Below are 15,062 nucleotides of genomic sequence, written 5' to 3'. Positions count from 1 at the left end.
CGGGCTTTGTCGTTATGGCTGTGTCCGCTTCACACCTTGTCCCATCGGGTTCTCCATTTATTGGGGGGAAAGGTGTAAACCATATTCAGGACGGGACAGTTCGTTGATCATCAGGCAAAGAAAAAGCCCGTCACGCTGGTGACGGGCTTTTGCTGTTGGTACCCCGAGATGCCGTTGCCGGTTTGGGCCCTTGAACCGTCGGTTCAAGGCGGGGATCGGATCTGACCGCAGGCTTCTCGGTCGTGCCGAGCATGCGCAATAGCCAGAAGGCAGATCCCCTGTTTGGTATGAATATCGGCTCGGGGACTTGAACCGGCTGACAAACATCCCAGGGAATTTTAAAACGGTTTGCGATTAGGGCTGTTGCCCCTCTTCGCTGGAATCACCATATTGTCCGTGCTCGATCAGGGCCGCTTCGATGGTGCGCTGCAGCATCTTGATCCGCTTGTCCATGGTCTCAGAGTATTGGTGGTTCTTCTCTTTTTCAAGGCAGAGCTCATGACAGAAATTGAGCGCCGCCATGATAGCCAATTGCTCGTTGCTGGAGACTTTGGAGCGTTGACGCAGGTCGATCAACTTGTCGGTCAGCTGCTCGGCGGCCTGGCGCAGGGCATCCTGCTGTCCCAAGGGACAGGATACCTTGTAGGGACGTCCCAAAATGACGATTTCTACGGCCTCTGTGCTCATGCCTTCCTCAATACGGCGGAGCTGATTTCCGCCTTTATCCACGTGGACAACTGGGCGGGACTATATAGCGCAGATGCATAAGTTTCAAGGCCTTGCTGGCTCTGCAAGAGGGAGAATGCTAGGATCCTGACCATTAATTCTGCAAATTTGACTGAACTTTGAGCGGATCCTCGATGAGCAAAACGAACCCCCTTAAATACGCGGCAGTGGCCGACATCATGGAACAACATGAGCTGATGGCCAGCGCAGTAGAGGCCCATGGTGTGATCTGCGGTCTGGTGTGCGGTGGTGTGGCACTGGACGACAAGAGTTGGGTGCCCCATTTCAACGATCTGGTGAACGACGGTTTCGGCCTGCCGGCCCCGGTGCGCCAGGTGATGACCGAACTTTATCACAATGTGGTCGAGAGCCTGATGGCCCAGAAGGGCGTCGAGCTGCTGCTGCCAAGTGATGATGCTCCCCTCGACGAGCGCATCGATTCGCTGGTGGACTGGTCACAGGCATTTCTGGCCGGTTTTGGCGTGGTGCAGCAGGAGCTCTCCCGCGCGTCGGAAGAGCTGCAGGAGATGATCCAGGATATCGCCAGCATCACTCAGGTCTCCGCCGAGTTCGATCAGGAAGATGACGAGAACGAAGCCTCCTTCCTGGTGCTCTACGAACACGTCAAGCTGGGGGTCATGATGGCCTTCGAAGAGTTTGGCAAGCGCCCCGATACCCCGAGCGCGCCGCCGACCCTTCATTGAGGTGCGGGTCAACGAGACCCTTACTGAATCTGCAAGAGCGCCTGATGGCGCTCTTTTTTATTTCCTTGTGGTGGCTAACCCTGTGAGGCACAACCGGTTTTTTGCCGGTGACCTCGCATTCGGCCAGCGGCTTTGTGATAGCATGAGGCCACCTTTTTCACTTCTTCCTCTCTGCTTATGTCTCAATCTGATGTGCGACAGGTCGATGTCACCCTGGTCGGCGGTGGAATGAGCGGTGCCGTGCTGGCCCTCTCGCTGGCAGCCCTGCTTCGATCCGATGGCTCCCCCCTCGAGATCCTGCTGCTGGAGGCAAGCGTCCCCGAACAGCACACCCATTCAGGGTTCGACGCCCGCGCCATTGCGCTCTCGGCCGGTACCTGTGATGCGCTGTTACGACGCGGACTCTGGCCGCTGTTTGCCCCCCATTGCGCTCCCATTACCCAGATTCATGTCTCGGATCGGGGCCACTTCGGTCAGGCTCGCCTGTCGGCCGCTGAATACGGTCTGCCCGCGCTGGGCCAGGTGATCGAGCTTGCAGCTGCCGGTCATGAGCTGCAACGGGCGATGGCGGCTTCTCCCAATATCCGGGTCTGTTGTCCGGCACGGGTGAGCGAGATTGTGCCCGATGAGGAGAAGGTGACCCTCACCCTCGAGAGCGGTGAACAGATTGAGACCCGCCTGCTGGTGGCGGCAGACGGCGGCAACTCCTTTGTGCGTCAGCACTTCAAGTTGCCGGTGACCCGCCACGACTTTGAGCAGCACGCCATCATCGCCACGGTCAAAACGGCGCAAGCCCCTGAGGGACGCGCCTTCGAGCGTTTTACCGAAGGGGGGCCGCTGGCCCTGCTGCCGATGCAGGAGGGGCTCTCCTCGCTGGTGTGGAGCGTCGGGCAGCATGAGGTGGATGAGCTGACGGCCCTCGATGAGGCGGCGTTTCTTGCCCGTCTGCAGCAGGCCTTTGGCTGGCGGCTCGGTCGCTTCGAGCGATGCGGCGTGCGTCACGTCTATCCGCTCATTCTGACCGCCTGCGATTACCCGCTGGCCCAGCGCACCGTGCTGGTCGGTAATGCCGCCCACGCCCTGCACCCGATTGCCGGACAGGGCTTCAACCTCGGGATGCGGGATCTGGACCTGCTTACCGGCGCCGTAGCCAAGGCGTTGGCAGAAGGAGAGGATATCGGCAGCTTCAAGGTACTGAGTGGCTACTGGCAGCAGCGTCAGCGCGATCAGGAGCAGACCGTCTGGCTCACCTCTTCGCTGGCCCAGCTCTTCTCCAATGGTCACGATCCGCTGGTGGCGGGGCGCAATCTGGCGCTCACCCTGATGGGGCGATTCCCGTGCCTCAAGGCGCCGCTTGCCTCGCGCACCCTGGGCTTTGTCGCTGATGTGTGCGGCAACTAGCCAGCACTTGTTGAGTGGAACCTGTTGACCACCATTCGTTGATCAAAACCTATTGAATAAAGAGGTGATGCCTGCGGGCGTCCCCTCGCTGGCCAGCCGGTCAGCCCTGAAAGGATGAGATGATGCAGATGCAAAATGTGGATGTGGTGATTGTCGGTGGCGGCATGGTGGGGCTGGGGCTCGCTGCGGCCCTGAAACATAGCGCCCTCAAGGTGCTGGTGGTGGAGGGACAACTGCCCGACCCGCAGCTGGGGGAGGTGGCAGATAACCGGGTCAGTGCCCTGAGTCTGGCCAGCCAGCAGATCCTGCGCCATGTCGGCGCCTGGGACGGCATTGAAGCGCGCCGCCTGCAGGCCTACGACAAGATGGCGGTGTGGGAGCAGGACAGTTTCGGCCATATCGACTTCGATGCCGCCAGCCTGCGTCAGGCCAACCTCGGCCATATCGTCGAGAATAGGGTGATCCAGCTGGCATTGCTTGAGGCGATTGAAGGTGCCAGCAATATCCAGTTGCTGACCCCCGCCAGAGCCAAGAGCCTGCAGAGCGGCCCGGCGGGCGCCCTGCTGCTCCTTGAAGATGGTCAGGCCATCTCGGCCAAACTGGTGGTGGCTGCCGATGGCGCCCACTCCTGGGTGCGCCGTCAGGCTGATATCCCGCTTACCAGCTGGGATTATGGCCACCACGCCCTGGTGGCGACGGTGCGCTGCGCCGAACCCCATGAAGCTGTTGCTCGCCAGATCTTCACCCCGGATGGTCCGCTCGCCTTTTTGCCGCTATGGAAGGAGAACCTCTGTTCCATCGTCTGGTCGCTGCCTGCGGCCCGCGCCGAGGCGCTCTGCGCCTGCGATGACGAGCAGTTCAATCGCCAGCTTACCGCCGCCTTCGATGCCCGTCTCGGTCTGTGCAAGGTGGAGGGGCCGCGCAGCGCCATTCCCCTCACTGCCCGCTATGCCCGCGACTTTGCTCGCGAGCGGCTGGTGCTGGTGGGAGATGCCGCTCACACCATCCACCCCCTGGCGGGGCAGGGGGTCAACCTTGGCCTGCTGGATGCTGCCGCGCTGGCGGAGCAGATCTTGCAAAATCATGCCGCGGGTGAGGATATCGGCCTGCTCGCCAACCTGCGCAGCTACGAGCGCTGGCGCAAGAGCGAGGCGGCTCGCATGCTGGCGGCGATGGAGGGGCTCAAGCGGCTGTTCAGCGGTGCCAACCCGCTCAAGAAGCTGGTGCGGGGCGTGGGATTGCGGGCAGCCAATCTGCTGACGCCCTTCAAGGAGGGGGTGATCCGCGCCGCCATGGGGCTGGAGGGAGAGTTGCCCGCATTGGCCCGTCCTGACTGGGTCGTTGCGGCGACCAAGGGCAGTGCCATGCAGGCCAAGGGTGAAAAAAACTAATATTACTCGCCATTTTTGACAACAAAAGTAATCCGACAAGGCTGATGACCCGTTTTGGGTGTCAGCCTTTAATTTTGCTCTGGAGCGAAACGTTTTTCTGCAAATTGTGACGAAACGGTAAAAATCAAAATTTAATCTCGCCTGAGTCGGCTTATGGCTGTTTTTATCACTGCATTTATCTTAGTGTCTGGAGTCAGTTTTACGGGAGGGGATTAGTTTTTTTTGAGCGGCACGCTCGCCTGCTTGTCATATAATCCGCTGCGTTCAAGGAATCCCTCTTGCCTGGCAAGGGCAGGAGCGAGCACACACTTTTGGATCCGGTCGCTTTTTGCTGCACGCTGTGCAGTCAGAGCGGTGGCGCGGGTCGCAAGGGTGGTCGCCAAAGCGAAAAGGCTTTTTGCTAAGGAAAGAATGCGATGATCCAGACTACTGTACTGCATCCCAAACACCTGGAAGCCGGCGCCAAGATGGTGGACTTCCACGGTTGGGAAATGCCCATCAACTACGGCTCCCAGCTGGAAGAGCACCACGCGGTGCGCAGCGATGCCGGTATGTTCGATGTCTCCCACATGACCATCGTCGATTTGACCGGCGAACGGGTCAAAGCCTTTCTGCAACACCTGCTGGCCAACGACGTGGCCAAACTCACTGCCCCCGGCAAGGCCCTCTACAGCGGCATGCTCAATCCGGAAGGCGGCGTGATCGATGACCTCATCACCTATTACCTGACCGATACCTTCTACCGGCTAGTGGTCAATTCCGCTACCCGCGAGAAGGATCTGGCCTGGATCCGCCATCACGCCATCGATTTCGATATCACAGTGACCGAGCGTCCCGAGCTCGCAATGATCGCGGTGCAGGGCCCCAACGCCAAGGTCAAGGCTGCGGCTGTGCTGAGCGCCGCCCAGCGCACTGCCGTGGTGGGGATGAAACCCTTCTTCGGCGTGCAGGCTGGCGATCTCTTTATCGCCACTACCGGCTACACCGGCGAAGATGGTTATGAAATCGTGGTGCCGCAAGAGAAAGCCTGCGAGCTGTGGCAAGCGCTGCTGGATAACGGCGTGGCCCCCTGCGGCCTCGGTGCCCGCGATACCCTGCGCCTCGAAGCGGGGATGAACCTCTATGGTCAGGATATGGACGAGTCAGTCTCTCCGCTCGCCGCCAACATGGCCTGGACCATCGCCTGGGAGCCGAGCGATCGCAACTTCATCGGCCGCGACGTGCTGGAAGCGCAGAAAGCGGCGGGCAACCAGCCCAAGCTGGTGGGGCTGGTGATGGAAGAGAAAGGGGTGCTGCGTGCCGGTATGCCGGTCACCTTCACCGCGGCAAACGGTGAGAAGCGGGAAGGTGTGATCACCTCCGGCTCTTTCTCCCCCACCCTGGGCTACAGTATTGCCCTGGCGCGGGTGCCCCGCGATATCGGTGAGCTGGCCGAGGTGGAGATCCGCAAGAAGCTGGTCACCGTGAAGGTTACCAAGCCCGCTTTCGTCCGTAACGGCCAGAAGCTGGTTTAACATCGTCTTGGGGGAGGGCAGTGCCTCCCCCATCCCTTTTCATATTCGTTTTTAAACGCGACTCAAAGATCAAAGGAAGCACAAATGAGCCATATCCCGAGCGAACTGAAATATGCCACTTCCCACGAGTGGATCCGTGTTGAAGCCAACGGCGAGGCCGTGGTCGGTATCACCGAACACGCCCAGGAGCTGCTGGGTGACATGGTGTTTGTCGAGCTGCCGGAAGTGGGCAAGCAGGTCAGTGCCGGTGACGACTGCGCCGTGGCCGAGTCGGTCAAGGCGGCCTCTGATATCTACAGCCCGGTGAGCGGCGAGATCATTGCCGTCAACGAAGAGCTGGAAGGGAGCCCCGAGCTGGTCAACTCCGACCCCTACAGCGCTGGCTGGCTGTTCCGCATCAAGCTCGATGACGAGAGCGAGCTGGCCAACCTGCTGGATGCCGAAGGCTACCAGAACGTGGTGGACGAAGAGTAATACCCCCGGGCCCTGCCAACACAGCAGGGCCCCTTTGTATGACCGCCAGCCGGGCAAGCACCGGCCGGTGGAAGGGTGAAGTCGTCCTCGCCTGCCGTTTGCCAGCCTAGGAGCCTAGGGGCAAACAGGCCGGTTCGCAACAAGGCGATCCCCTCTCGATGCTGCCGCAGCATCCGGTGCCGCGCCCTGTCTGCGGGACCCAGAACATGAGTGGAGTCGGTATCAGCCGACGATCAGGAACATCAGGTCTTGGTTATCAGGATGTCATGCCAGGACTTATTTATCAGGAAATAGGGAAATGACCCAGTCACTGTTTGAACTCGAGCAAAAAACCGATTTTGTCCGCCGCCATATCGGCCCGGGCGAGGAAGAGCTGCGCCAGCTGCTGGCGACCGTCGGGGCTGAAAGCCTGGACGATTTGATTGAACAGACCGTGCCCGCCGCCATTCGCCTGCCGGGCCCGCTGGGGATCGGTGCCGGCATGACCGAAGTGGAGGCGCTGGCCAAGCTCAGGGGCTATGCCGCTCAGAACAAGATTGCCAAGAGCTATATCGGCATGGGTTATCACGATACCCATGTGCCCCACGTCATTTTGCGCAACGTACTGGAAAACCCGGGTTGGTATACCGCCTACACCCCCTATCAGCCCGAGCTGGCGCAGGGCCGTCTCGAAGCCCTGCTCAACTTCCAGCAACTGACGCTGGATCTCACCGGCATGGATTTGGCGAGTGCCTCCCTGCTGGATGAAGCGACTGCCGCCGCCGAGGCGATGGCGCTGGCCAAACGGATGGCCAAGTCCAAATCCAACCTCTTCTTTGTGGCCGATGACGTGCACCCGCAGGTGATCGACGTGGTCAAGGAGCGCGCGGTTCACTTCGGTTTCGACGTGGCGGTCGGCGCTGCGAGCGATGCAGTGAGCGAAGAGGTGTTTGGTGCCCTGTTCCAGTACCCCACCACCACAGGTGAGGTGAAAGATCTGCGCGCCCTGATTGCCGCGGTACAGGCCCAGAAAGGGCTGGCTTGCGTCAGCGCCGATCTGCTCTCCCTGCTGCTGCTCAAGTCCCCGGGCGAGCTGGGCGCCGACGTGGTGTTGGGCTCCGCCCAGCGCTTTGGTGTGCCCATGGGTTACGGTGGCCCCCACGCCGCCTTCTTCGCTACCCGCGATGCCTACAAGCGCTCCATGCCGGGCCGCATCATTGGTGTCTCCAAGGATGCCCGCGGCAAGGCTGCGCTGCGCATGGCGATGCAGACCCGCGAGCAGCACATCCGCCGCGAGAAGGCCAACTCCAACATCTGTACCGCTCAGGTGCTGCTGGCCAACATGGCGAGCTTCTACGCCGTCTATCACGGCCCGGTGGGGCTGAAAACCATCGCCTCCCGCGTGCACCGTCTCACCACCATTCTGGCGCTTGGCCTCAAGGCCAAGGGGGTGGCCCTCAAGCATGCCAGCTGGTTCGATACCCTGACCGTGCTGACGGCAGATAAAGCAGCACTCATTGCCAAGGCTGAAGCGAATGGCATCAACCTGCGTGCAGACCTCGATGGCGCGGTAGGGGTGTCACTCTCTGAGACCACCACCCGTGGCGATGTGGCGGAGCTGTTCGATCTCTTCCTCGGTCAAGGCCATGGGCTCGACATCGAGGCCCTCGACAAGGCGGCGCAGGCCCATCACGCCATCCCGCAGGATCTGCTGCGCACCGACGCCGTGCTGACCCACGAGGTGTTCAACAAGTACCACTCCGAAACCGAGATGCTGCGTTATATCCACCGTCTCGAAGCCAAGGATCTGGCGCTCAACTACGCCATGATTTCGCTCGGCTCCTGCACCATGAAGCTCAACGCTACCGCCGAGATGATCCCGGTGACCTGGCCCGAGTTTGGCAAGCTGCACCCGTTCGCCCCGCTGGCACAGGCCAAGGGCTACCAACTGCTGCTGGCCGACCTCGAAAACTGGCTGGTGAAAGTGACCGGTTACGATGCGGTCTGCATGCAGCCCAACTCAGGTGCGCAGGGCGAATACGCAGGTCTGCTCGCCATCAAGAAATATCACGAGTCTCGTGGTGAAGGGCATCGCGACATCTGCCTGATCCCAGCTTCTGCCCACGGTACCAACCCGGCCTCTGCCCAGATGGCGGGGCTCAAGGTTATCGTCACCGCCTGTGACAAGTCCGGCAACGTGGATCTCGATGACCTGCGCGCCAAGGCGGCCGAGGCGGGGGATCAACTCTCCTGTCTGATGGTGACCTACCCCTCCACCCACGGGGTGTATGAGGAGACCATCAAGGAGGTGTGCGACATCGTTCACCAGCACGGTGGTCAGGTCTATCTGGACGGCGCCAATATGAACGCGCAAGTTGGATTGACGGCACCGGGCTTTATCGGGGCGGACGTCTCTCACCTCAACCTGCACAAGACCTTTGCCATTCCTCACGGCGGTGGCGGCCCGGGCATGGGCCCCATCGGTGTGAAGAAGCATCTGGCACCGTTCGTGGCTGGTCACACCGTGGTCAAGACCGACAAGGAGAGCCGTGACAACGGCGCCGTGTCGGCGGCACCGTTCGGCTCGGCCAGCATCCTGCCCATCAGCTGGATGTATATCGCCATGCTGGGTGACGAAGGACTGAAGAAATCCACTCAGGTGGCCATCCTCAACGCCAACTATCTGGCCAAGAAGCTGGGTGAGTCCTTCCCGGTGCTCTACTCTGGCCGCAACGGTCGGGTGGCCCACGAGTGCATCCTGGATATCCGTCCGCTCAAGGAGGCTTCCGGCATCAGCGAGATGGACGTGGCCAAGCGGCTGATGGATTACGGCTTCCACGCGCCGACCATGAGCTTCCCGGTTGCGGGCACTCTGATGGTCGAGCCGACCGAATCGGAATCCAAGCGCGAGCTGGATCGCTTCGTCGAGGCGATGACCGCCATCCGCGCCGAAATTGCCAAGGTGCAGGAGGGGCAGTGGAGCCTGACCGACAACCCGCTGGTCCATGCGCCGCACACCCAGGATGACGTGATGGATGCAGAGTGGTCCCGTGGCTACAGCCGCGCCGAGGCGGTCTTCCCGTCCGACGCCGTGCGTGCCGCCAAACTGTGGCCCTCTGTGAACCGCATCGACGACGTCTACGGCGATCGCAACCTGTTCTGCTCCTGTATCCCGACTGAGGATTACGCCAAGTAAGTGGCGTTTAGTGATCACGGCCATTTAAGTTGGAAACCGTGACATTGAAGTTGGAAACCGACCATTCAAGTTGGAAACTCAAAGGCCCTGCAACAGCAGGGCCTTTTTATTTTGTGCGGTGAATATCTGTAATTAAATTACAAAAATGATCTCAGTTGGATCTTTCAGGCAGGTCAGGGTCTACCTCTTGTCAATGGCACACATAAAAGCATCATTCCAATTGATGCAAAAATAATGGGCGTTGATATTGACTCAGTAGCGTCAGATGCGACACACTGTAACTGCATCATTAACGATGAAGAGATTTTTTGTGAAGCTGAACCAAATTGCCACCATCAGTGCTGGGCACCCCTATCGCGGCAAGATCCCGGAGATCGATTCCGGCAGCATGGCCGTGGTGCAGATGAGAGATGCCTCGCCAGAAGGAGGGGTTGACTGGTCTGCCTGCCTTCGCTCCGAGCCTACCAGCAAGAAGGAGCCTGACTGGCTGCAAACCGGCGATATCCTAGTGGCGGCCCGTGGCAGCACTAACTATGCCGTGCTGGTCGATACCGGGCTTGCACCATTGCCCGCCGTAGCCGCCCCTCACTTCTATGTGGTGCGGTTGCATAGCGAGGCGCTCAGTCCCGAATTTCTGGCCTGGCAGCTCAATCAGTCCCCTTGCCAGCGCTACTTCGAGCTTCACGCCGAAGGCAGCGCGGCAAAAAGTATTCGCCGTCAGGTGTTGGAGGAGGCCCCTATCGGTATCCCATCTCTTGCAAGACAAGCCGCCATCATGAAGCTGGCCCACAGCCTGCGTGAAGAACGGAACCTGATGCAACAACTGCAACGTAACGGCGAGCAGATAATGCAGGCCATCGCTGCCAGCCTGCTCGAACAATCCGATCAGCCAGCGAAATAGTTTCGCTGAGCAGCCCATTTTTCCAAGAAATACCCAAGGAATTGTGACTTATGACTACCTCGATAAACCAGGACGATATCAACAAGGCCCTCTGGTCTGCCTGCGACACCTTCCGGGGCACTGTCAGCCCTGATACCTATAAAGACTTCGTGCTCACCATGCTGTTCCTGAAATACATCTCCGATGTCTGGCAGGATCACTACGATGGCTACAAGGCCGAATATGGCGATGAGCCGGAGCTCATTGAAGAGATGCTCAAAAACGAGCGCTTCGTGTTGCCCAAACAGGCCAGCTTCTACAGCCTGTTCGAGCGTCGCTTTGAACCGGGCAATGGCGAGCGGATCGATCAGGCGCTGCACGCCATCGAAGAGGCCAACGGCACCAAGCTCAAAGACGCGGGCAAGAGCGTGTTTCAGGACATCAGCTTCAACACCGACCGACTCGGCGAAGAGAAGCAGAAGAACACCATACTGCGCCACCTGATGGAAGATTTTGCCAAGGATGAGCTCAACCTCAAACCGAGTCGGGTCGGCACTCTGGATGTGATCGGCAACGCCTACGAGTATCTCATCAAAAACTTCGCTGCCAGCGGCGGCCAGAAGGCGGGGGAGTTCTATACCCCGCCCGAAGTTTCCGATCTTATCGCCGAGCTGCTGGAGCCGATGCCGGGCGACACCATCTGCGATCCGGCCTGTGGCTCGGGGTCACTCTTGATGAAGTGCGGCCGCAAGGTGGTGGCAAACCATGGCGAGAAGCACTACGCCCTCTACGGGCAGGAGGCCATCGGCTCCACCTGGTCGCTGGCCAAGATGAACATGTTCCTGCACGGGGAAGACAACCATAAGATCGAGTGGGGCGACACCATCCGCAACCCCAAGCTGCTCGATAAAAACGGCGACCTGATGCGCTTCGATATCGTGACCGCCAACCCGCCCTTTTCGCTGGATAAATGGGGTTATGAGGAAGCGGGGAACGATAAGTTCGGTCGCTTCAAGCGCGGGCTGCCGCCCAAAACCAAGGGGGATTACGCCTTTATCCTCCATATGATTGAAACCCTGAAGCCCAAGAGTGGGCGCATGGGGGTGGTGGTGCCCCACGGCGTGCTATTCCGGGGTTCCAGCGAGGGGAAAATTCGCCAGCAGTTGATCGACGAAAACCTGCTCGATGCGGTGATCGGCCTGCCGGAGAAGCTCTTCTACGGCACCGGCATCCCCGCCGCCATCCTGATCTTTAAAAAGCAGAAGGTGGACGACAATGTGTTGTTTATCGACGCCAGCCGCGAGTTCAAGGCGGGTAAAAACCAGAATCTGCTGAGCGCGGACAATATCGCCAAAATTGTCGCCACCTATCGCAATGGCGGCAATGTCGATAAATACGCCTATCTTGCCTCGCTTAAAGAGATCATCGCTAACGACTACAACCTCAATATTCCCCGTTATGTGGATACCTTCGAAGAAGAGGAGGAGATCGATCTGCTGGCGGTGCGTGCCGAGCGCGAACAGCTAAAAACCCAACTGGCCGCGCTGGAAACCGAGATGGCCAAATATCTGGAGGAGCTGGGTTATGGTGCCTAAGGGTTGGAAAAGGCAGCCTCTTGAGCAGGTTGCAGAAGTAAGATCTGGAGTAGCCAAGGGAAAAACTGGATTAAAAGATCCCGTGTGTGTTCCATACCTGAGGGTTGCCAATGTTCAAGATGGACATATCAATCTTGAGGAAGTGAAAGAAATTGAGATTGAACGCGACAAGCTAGAACGCTTCTCCTTGAAAAAGGGCGACGTTCTTATGAATGAAGGTGGTGACTTCGATAAACTAGGTCGCGGAGACGTATGGTTAGGTCAAATAGAACCATGCTTACATCAGAACCATGTGTTTGCGGTTAGGCCCGATGAAGAGTTAATAGATTCATTTTACCTCGCCGCATTAGCGGCTAGTAATTATGGAAAAACCTATTTTCTAAGTTGTGCAAAACGAAGCACAAATTTAGCCAGTATTAATTCGAGCCAGATAAAGGAATTTCCTGTTCTCGTTCCGCCACTCCCCGAACAAAAGAAAATCGCCAAAATCCTCTCCGCTTGGGATAAGGCTATCACCACCACCGAGCAACTGCTGGCCAATAGCCAGCAGCAGAAAAAGGCGCTGATGCAGCAACTGCTCACCGGCAAAAAACGCCTGCTGGATAACAATGGTGTGAGGTTTAGTGGAGAATGGCAACAATGTATTATTGAAGATTTCTTTGATGTTGGCTCAAGCAAGAGGGTGTTACAGGATGATTGGAAAAATGAAGGAACGCCATTCTATCGTACTAGAGAATTGGTATCCCTGAGTAAGAATGAGCCATTCAGGAGTGAAGTTTTCATTGCTGATGAGCTCTTTCATGAATTGTCTATAAAGTATGGAGCCCCCAAGCCAGGTGATTTTCTTGTGAGTGGTGTAGGCACGCTAGGTATTTCATATCAGGTTAAAGATGGTGACAGATTTTATTTCAAAGATGGCAACGTACTTTGGTTTAAAATAAAAGAAGGTCTTTTCTCTGATTATTTTAAATATTGTTTCCAGTCAGATTTCTTGCAGGAACAGATTGTTGCTCAGGCATCCATTACAACGGTAGGGACCTATACCATTCAAAATGCGAAAAAAACCAAGTTTTGGTGTCCTCCATCTATAGCAGAGCAACAAAAAATCTCCGCAGTTCTCTCAACTGCTGATCAAGAAATTGCAGCCCTGCAACAGAAACTCGACGCTCTAAAGCAAGAGAAAATGGCCCTGATGCAACAACTTCTGACCGGTAAAAAGCGGGTCATTGTGTAGGATGACATAATTATGAAATTACGTATTAGTAGAATTGTTTTAAAAAACCTCAAAGCGTTCAAGGATATTTCCATCACTCCTAATGCTGATTTCAATATAATCATAGGTGAGAATGGTGCGGGAAAGTCCTCTGTATTTGAAGCAATTCATCTATGGGAAAAATGCTATAAAAATAATATTTTGGCATCTCGCAAAGGATTTTATAAAGTACAAAAATCGACAAACAGATACGTGAATTATCATGAGCTCGATTTTTTACGGATTACTAAGGATGAAGATCTCTTTCACGATCCTAAAGACCCTGATTTAGGGAAGTGCTCAGAAATTACATTATCACTTACAAGTGAAGATGAGGATATTGGGGTTCGCACATGGGATTTAGGCTTTAAGGTAACATGCCCAACTTCTATTCCTGATGCATTTTTCCGTATACAGCCAATAGAGGAAGCTCATTTTACTGCTTTTGCGACGGAATTTTGTCGTGGTGGACAATTTCTTGATGAAGCTGTTTTCATATATCAGACTAGACCTGTATCTGGTGTGCACCAATACGAACCTTATTACAATGAGGCACAGATAACTAAAAAGATACAAAAAGGATTATCACATGAAGTATTAAGGAATAAAATAATTGCAAAAAGAAAGTCTATTATTGAGTTGGAACGTAGTATTTCAGAAATTCTTGAAAAGAAAGTTAAATTTTCTATCCCAGCAGCAACGCGAAGAGAAAAAGATGAATATATAGATTTATGTGTTTCTATAAATGACTCTAAGTTTTATGACCTTCATCTCCAAGGCAGTGGCTTCCTCCAGATTGTTGAGATATTAGCGACTGTTGAGTTTGTTGATGCACCATTAAAATTGCTACTTGTTGATGAGCCGGATTCACATATTCATACCAAATTGCAACAAAACCTTCTTAGTCACTTAAGGAAGATTGATCACAATCAATTTTTTGTAATTAGCCATAACGATCAATTTGTGAATAATGCAGGAGATGGCGAAGTCTTTTTTATGAATGATGATGCTAAACGGCAGGGGCAGCTAGAGCCTGTCAGTCCTAGCAGTTTCGACATCATAAAAAGCTCTTTAGGTGGTGTTATTATATCACTTGAACGTTTGAATAACGCAAAGCAGATTGTGTTTGTAGAAGGTAATGATGATGCAGAATATCTAAAAAAACTCAATTTAAAATTAAAAGAAATTGCAAATCCTATAGGTTGTTTGTCTGATGTTGCGTTCTTCCCACTACGCGGTAAGGATAATATAGTCCAGAAAATTGAGTATAATAGAAGAACTCTAGCTTCGATGTTGAAAGGAAAAACATGGAATGTCATCTTTGACCGTGACTTCTCTACAAATGAGATTGATGAACATCTAAAAGCAAGTATAAGAGGTAAACATTGTGAGCCACATAGTCACGAAGGCTATTGCATAGAGTCCGTTTTATTTTCAGATGTTGACATTCTGAAAAGATACCTTTCGTCTCTTGTTCATAACATTGCTCAAGAAGATGTGTTTAATCATGTCGATGAGTTGCTAACTGAGTTGGCTGAAAATGTTCAAGATATCAACTCTTCTTCTAATAGAGAGATCGAATCTCGTTTTAATGGGCAGAAAAACAACAGACCAGAATTCTCAACACTCCAGTTCACGGACGTTGTTAGATCTTGGACAGACCAAGGTGTATTTAGGCCAGAAAGAGTGATGGCAAAACCAATAATTCGAGACTTCGTTATGGGTTTAGAATCTAAAATTGGGCTATCTCTATTTCTGCGAAGTTCAAATAATGATGAGGAAATTGCATCATTATTGTTGATTAAATATTTCGATTTTATTGCATCACTAGATGACTTATTTCCTTCTTTCCGTCAGTTATTTATCCAACTTCATATATTACAAGAAGAACAAGAAAACCAAGTTGCATAAAATCTGTTCACCTTGGGCTTCAAGTCTTGATAGAGATAG

The 15,062-nt window shown here is 55.1% G+C and carries 12 protein-coding genes and 1 other RNA gene; 10 read left to right on the top strand and 3 right to left on the bottom strand.

All coding sequences use genetic code 11. The features are described from left to right. Nucleotides 1–156 precede the first annotated feature (156 nt). A non-coding RNA gene (gene ssrS / locus NOM06_RS14445) (6S RNA) lies at nucleotides 157–338 on the bottom strand. A gap of 16 nt (nucleotides 339–354) precedes the next feature. Then, a complete protein-coding gene (gene zapA, locus NOM06_RS14440) occupies nucleotides 355–687 on the bottom strand; it encodes a cell division protein ZapA (protein ID WP_005333910.1) in 333 nt (110 codons plus the stop codon). Between the two features lie 173 nt (nucleotides 688–860). On the opposite strand from zapA, the gene NOM06_RS14435 reads away from it, so the two are divergent. The 3 genes from NOM06_RS14435 (at nucleotide 861) to NOM06_RS14425 (ending at nucleotide 4,222) form a co-directional block, all read left to right on the top strand. Continuing rightward, nucleotides 861–1,430 carry a UPF0149 family protein gene (locus tag NOM06_RS14435; RefSeq protein WP_255912059.1) on the top strand — a complete coding sequence of 190 codons (570 nt, stop codon included), beginning with the start codon at nucleotides 861–863 and terminating at the stop codon, nucleotides 1,428–1,430. A 177-nt stretch (nucleotides 1,431–1,607) separates the two neighbouring features. Beyond that, nucleotides 1,608–2,831: a 2-octaprenyl-6-methoxyphenyl hydroxylase gene (ubiH, locus tag NOM06_RS14430; RefSeq protein ID WP_255912058.1), complete on the top strand. Its 1,224-nt coding sequence runs from the start codon at nucleotides 1,608–1,610 to the stop codon at nucleotides 2,829–2,831. 122 nt (nucleotides 2,832–2,953) lie between these two features. Continuing rightward, nucleotides 2,954–4,222 (top strand): FAD-dependent 2-octaprenylphenol hydroxylase, encoded by a 1,269-nt coding sequence (locus tag NOM06_RS14425; protein WP_255912114.1) that lies wholly within the window; start codon nucleotides 2,954–2,956, stop codon nucleotides 4,220–4,222. A gap of 212 nt (nucleotides 4,223–4,434) precedes the next feature. On the opposite strand, the gene NOM06_RS14420 is transcribed toward NOM06_RS14425, so the two are convergent. Then, nucleotides 4,435–4,662, bottom strand: a complete 228-nt coding sequence (locus NOM06_RS14420) for a hypothetical protein (RefSeq protein ID WP_040067241.1) — start codon at nucleotides 4,660–4,662, stop codon at nucleotides 4,435–4,437. Here NOM06_RS14420 and gcvT point away from each other — a divergent pair. From gcvT to NOM06_RS14385, 7 genes are all read left to right on the top strand, one after another. Then, nucleotides 4,639–5,736: a glycine cleavage system aminomethyltransferase GcvT gene (gene gcvT, locus NOM06_RS14415; protein ID WP_005346577.1), complete on the top strand. Its 1,098-nt coding sequence runs from the start codon at nucleotides 4,639–4,641 to the stop codon at nucleotides 5,734–5,736. The genes NOM06_RS14420 and gcvT overlap by 24 nt on opposite strands. 84 nt (nucleotides 5,737–5,820) lie before the next feature. Continuing rightward, a complete protein-coding gene (gcvH, locus tag NOM06_RS14410) occupies nucleotides 5,821–6,210 on the top strand; it encodes a glycine cleavage system protein GcvH (RefSeq protein WP_005333898.1) in 390 nt (129 codons plus the stop codon). 298 nt (nucleotides 6,211–6,508) lie between these two features. Further along, nucleotides 6,509–9,385 carry an aminomethyl-transferring glycine dehydrogenase gene (gcvP, locus tag NOM06_RS14405; protein WP_255912057.1) on the top strand — a complete coding sequence of 959 codons (2,877 nt, stop codon included), beginning with the start codon at nucleotides 6,509–6,511 and terminating at the stop codon, nucleotides 9,383–9,385. A gap of 310 nt (nucleotides 9,386–9,695) precedes the next feature. Beyond that, nucleotides 9,696–10,286, top strand: a complete 591-nt coding sequence (locus NOM06_RS14400) for a restriction endonuclease subunit S (protein WP_255912056.1) — start codon at nucleotides 9,696–9,698, stop codon at nucleotides 10,284–10,286. Between the two features lie 50 nt (nucleotides 10,287–10,336). Beyond that, nucleotides 10,337–11,860, top strand: coding sequence for a type I restriction-modification system subunit M (locus tag NOM06_RS14395; RefSeq protein WP_255912055.1), 1,524 nt, complete (start codon nucleotides 10,337–10,339; stop codon nucleotides 11,858–11,860). Continuing rightward, nucleotides 11,850–13,094: a restriction endonuclease subunit S gene (locus NOM06_RS14390; protein WP_255912054.1), complete on the top strand. Its 1,245-nt coding sequence runs from the start codon at nucleotides 11,850–11,852 to the stop codon at nucleotides 13,092–13,094. The genes NOM06_RS14395 and NOM06_RS14390 overlap by 11 nt, the downstream gene beginning before the upstream one ends. 12 nt (nucleotides 13,095–13,106) lie before the next feature. Continuing rightward, nucleotides 13,107–15,023 carry an ATP-dependent endonuclease gene (locus NOM06_RS14385; RefSeq protein WP_255912053.1) on the top strand — a complete coding sequence of 639 codons (1,917 nt, stop codon included), beginning with the start codon at nucleotides 13,107–13,109 and terminating at the stop codon, nucleotides 15,021–15,023. The last annotated feature ends 39 nt before the right edge of the window (nucleotides 15,024–15,062 follow it).

This window comes from Aeromonas sp. JL9 (assembly GCF_024436075.1).
Classification (GTDB): domain Bacteria; phylum Pseudomonadota; class Gammaproteobacteria; order Enterobacterales; family Aeromonadaceae; genus Aeromonas; species Aeromonas veronii.
This window is presented reverse-complemented; position numbering and strand designations above follow the sequence as displayed.

Bases quoted from the DNA above. Each gene is read 5' to 3' on its own strand.
- gcvT (WP_005346577.1), top strand. From the start codon at position 4,639: ATGATCCAGACTACTGTACTGCATCCCAAACACCTGGAAGCCGGCGCC.
- NOM06_RS14435 (WP_255912059.1), top strand. From the start codon at position 861: ATGAGCAAAACGAACCCCCTTAAATACGCGGCAGTGGCCGACATCATG.
- NOM06_RS14425 (WP_255912114.1), top strand. From the start codon at position 2,954: ATGCAGATGCAAAATGTGGATGTGGTGATTGTCGGTGGCGGCATGGTG.
- NOM06_RS14385 (WP_255912053.1), top strand. From the start codon at position 13,107: ATGAAATTACGTATTAGTAGAATTGTTTTAAAAAACCTCAAAGCGTTC.
- gcvP (WP_255912057.1), top strand. From the start codon at position 6,509: ATGACCCAGTCACTGTTTGAACTCGAGCAAAAAACCGATTTTGTCCGC.
- ubiH (WP_255912058.1), top strand. From the start codon at position 1,608: ATGTCTCAATCTGATGTGCGACAGGTCGATGTCACCCTGGTCGGCGGT.
- NOM06_RS14390 (WP_255912054.1), top strand. From the start codon at position 11,850: ATGGTGCCTAAGGGTTGGAAAAGGCAGCCTCTTGAGCAGGTTGCAGAA.
- NOM06_RS14395 (WP_255912055.1), top strand. From the start codon at position 10,337: ATGACTACCTCGATAAACCAGGACGATATCAACAAGGCCCTCTGGTCT.
- zapA (WP_005333910.1), bottom strand. From the start codon at position 687: ATGAGCACAGAGGCCGTAGAAATCGTCATTTTGGGACGTCCCTACAAG.
- gcvH (WP_005333898.1), top strand. From the start codon at position 5,821: ATGAGCCATATCCCGAGCGAACTGAAATATGCCACTTCCCACGAGTGG.
- NOM06_RS14420 (WP_040067241.1), bottom strand. From the start codon at position 4,662: ATGCAGTACAGTAGTCTGGATCATCGCATTCTTTCCTTAGCAAAAAGC.